2 protein-coding genes are annotated in these 1,617 nt (G+C 70.3%); both read right to left on the minus strand.

Annotated features, from left to right (window positions below):
• Positions 1-447, minus strand: a 447-nt coding sequence (locus ACFW2E_RS46525; RefSeq protein WP_384478140.1) for a hypothetical protein, incomplete at its 3' end; no start/stop codon positions are given.
• Positions 444-1,617 (minus strand): nickel-dependent hydrogenase large subunit (locus ACFW2E_RS46530; protein WP_384478143.1); only part of this gene is annotated, 1,174 nt, incomplete at its 5' end. The genes ACFW2E_RS46525 and ACFW2E_RS46530, both read right to left, overlap by 4 nt.

The following is a 1,617-nucleotide window of genomic DNA, read 5'->3' on the forward strand; positions in this document are numbered from 1 at the left end:
ACAGGTGATCACGTCCTCCTCCGTCCGCCGGGCCGCCGTCGCGGTGGCGGCGCAGCCGCAGCCCGGACCGGCGGTCGCCCGCAGCCGGAGGGTGCCGGTGGGCTCGTCGAAGTCCTCGACCTCGAGCCCCTGGTCCGGAACGGCGGCCAGGGCACGGGCGATCCGGGTCTCGCGGTCCTCGGGGTGGAGGTCGTGGAGCACCAGCAGGCCGGCGACCAGTTCGTCGCCGAGCAGCGTCTCCAAGGCGGCGCCGGCGGACAGGAGTTCCAGGATCCGGGCGAGCCCGGCGCCGTAGAAGTCCATGAGGGACCGCACCAGTTCCTCCGCCGCCGCTGCCGTGGCGGCGTCGCCGGAGCCGGCCAGGCGGTCGAGCACGTCCTCGATCCGCCGCCCGGCCTGCTCCGCGCTCATCGGGCGAGCGGCGGCGGCCGCCGTGGCCGCGCTCATCCGCCCAGTCCGCTCAGGCCGGTGGGGACGTGCATCTTCTGCACGGTCTTGCCGCCGCCGACGTACATGTGGACGCCGCAGGGCAGACAGGGGTCGAAGCTGCGTACGGCGCGCATGATGTCGATGCCCTTGAAGTTCTCCGGGGAGTTCTCCTCGAAGATCGGCGTGTTCTGCACCGCGTCCTCGTACGGGCCTGGCGTGCCGTAGGAGTCCCGGACGCTGGCGTTCCACGGAGTGGGCGGATAGGGGTGGTAGTTGGCGATCTTGCCGTCGCGGATCACCATGTGGTGGGAGAGCACGCCGCGGACCGCCTCGGTGAAGCCGACGCCGATACTCTCGTCGGGGACCTCGAACTTCTCCCAGGTCCGGGTGCGTCCGGCGCGGACCTCGTCCAGGGCCTGCTCCGCGAAGTGCAGGGCGAGGGAGGCCGTGTAGGCCTGGAAGTAGGTGCGCGCGCGGTTGCGTTCGAGCGCGTTGCTCCACTGCGGGATCTTCCACTCGAAGGTGGTCTCGGGCTTCGTCATGGTGCGCGGCAGGTTGATGATCACGCTGTGGCCGGTGGCCTTGACGCCGCCGGTGTCGACGAGGCCGGCCAGGGCGGTGGTCCACATGCGGGCGAGGGGGCCGCCGCCGGTGTCCAGGGCGAGGTGGTCCTTGCCGTCGAACCAGCGGGGGGACATCACCCAGCTGTACTTGTCGTCGAAGTCCCGCTTCTGCGGGGCGGGGATCGTGTGCTGGTTCCAGGGGTGGCGCGGGTCGACCGGGTTGCCGAGCGGGTCGTGCGTGACGAAGAGGTCCTTGCCCTCCCAGTCCTCGTAGTACGAGCTGCCCAGCAGGATGCGGATACCCAGGTTGATCCGGGTGAGGTCGGTGGTGACCAGCTTGCCGTCTACGACGACGCCGGGGGTGACGAACATGCGCCGGCCCCAGTCCGTCATGTTGGCGTACGTGAAGTCGCAGTACTCGGGGTCGTTGAGCGCTCCCCAGCAGCCGAGCAGGACGCGGCGGCGGCCGACCTCCTCGTACCCGGGCATGGCCTCGTAGAAGAAGTCGAAGAGGTCGTCGTGGAGCGGGACGACCCGCTTCATGAACTCCACGTAGCGCATCAGACGGCTGTGGTAGTCCGTGAAGAGCTGTACGGCGGCGTTGGTGCCGACGCCGCCCGGGTAC

It is taken from the genome of Streptomyces sp. NPDC058964 (assembly GCF_042741275.1).
Lineage (GTDB): Bacteria > Actinomycetota > Actinomycetes > Streptomycetales > Streptomycetaceae > Streptomyces.